The organism is Streptomyces sp. NRRL S-1813, from assembly GCF_000719605.1.
GTDB classification, from domain to species: domain Bacteria; phylum Actinomycetota; class Actinomycetes; order Streptomycetales; family Streptomycetaceae; genus Streptomyces; species Streptomyces decoyicus.
The window spans coordinates 1-1,474 of the sequence record NZ_JOHB01000080.1; the positions used below are offsets into that span (position 1 = coordinate 1).

Consider the following 1,474-nt stretch of genomic DNA (forward strand, 5'->3'; position numbering starts at 1 on the left):
CTAGATGCAATACCGGTGACTTTGGGCTTTCCGGGTCGTTGGGCGGGGTGTGCCAAGGCCCGGACAGGTGAAGTCGTCGTCGGATGACCGGTTCTCGGATCGGATCGCGATTGGGGTGCTGACCCGTGCGTTTCCGCCGGAGTTGGTGGATGAGGTGGTCGCGGGATGCGGCCGGGTCGAGCAGCGTCAACGGCTGCTGCCGGCCCGGGTGGTGGTCTATTTCGTGCTGGCGATGTGCCTGTTCTCCGGGCAGGGCTATGAGGAGGTCGCTCGGCTCCTGACGCACGGACTGGAGCGGATGGGTCGGTGGAAGGGGACCTGGCGGGTGCCGACCACCGCGGCGATCGGCCGAGCCCGTCTGCGACTGGGCCCGGAGCCGCTGAAAGCACTGTTTGCCCGGGTGTGTCGGCCGGTGGCGACCGAGGAAACGAGCGGGGCCTGGTATCGGGGGTGGCGGCTAGTCGCGGTGGACGGCACCACCTTCGACGTGCCGGACACCGAGTCCAATGCCGCCTTCTTCGGCCGCCCGGGAGTCTGCCGCGGGCAGGAGAAGAGCGCCTATCCGCAGGTGAGGGTGGCCGCGCTGGCCGAGTGTGGCACGCACGCTGTCTTCGCGGCCGAGGCCGGACCGCTGGCTGTCCATGAAACCGAGCTGGCCCAGCGCCTGTTCAGCTCACTCACGCCGGGCATGCTGCTGCTTGCCGACCGGGGTTTTCGCGGCTTTGACCTGTGGCGGGCCGCCGCCGCAACCGGCGCCGACCTGCTGTGGCGGGTCAAGAGCGATGCCGTACTCCCTGTCCGGGCCCTGCTGGAGGATGGCTCCTATCTCTCGGAGATCGTCGCGGCCCGGGACAAGAACCCTCGCGCGGACCCAGCCCGGGTTCGGGTGATCGAGTACACCCTCGGCAGCGACACGGTGTACCGGCTGATCACCACTGTCCTGGATCCGCGGGCCGCGTCGGCCGCGTCGCTGGCCGCGCTGTACGCCCAGCGATGGGAGATCGAGAGCACGCTGGATGAGATCAAGACCCATCTCGGAGGCCCCCGCCTCGTCCTGCGCTCCCAGCATCCCCGCGGGGCCGAGCAGGAGATCTTCGCCTTCCTGCTGGTGCACCACGCCCTGCGGGACCTGATGCACCAGGCCGCACGGCAAGCGGACCACGATCCCGACCGGGTCTCCTTCACTCGCACGCTGCGCGTCGTCCGCCGCCACGTCACCGACCAGGCGGCGTTTTCCCCCCTCCCGGCTGGCTCGGGCACTGGTCACGGCCCTGCATGAGATCCGCAAACGGCTCTTGTCACCCCGTCGATTGCGCTCCAGCCCGCGCGTCATCAAACGCAAGATGTCCAACTGGAAGCTCAAACGCGCCGAGCACCACACTCCGCCCAGGCCGGAGACTCCCCGCGTGACCCTGATCGGGCCGACCAAGACCAGGCCAACCCGCCGAAAAACAACCTAAATCACCGGTATTGC

Annotated in this window: 1 protein-coding gene; it reads left to right on the forward strand. The window is 68.5% G+C overall.

Translation table 11 applies throughout. The features are described from left to right. The first annotated feature begins 49 nt into the window (after window positions 1-49). On the forward strand, window positions 50-1,279 hold the full coding sequence (locus IF67_RS0138365) for an IS4 family transposase (RefSeq protein WP_037840426.1): 1,230 nt from the start codon (window positions 50-52) through the stop codon (window positions 1,277-1,279). Window positions 1,280-1,474: the final 195 nt, after the last annotated feature.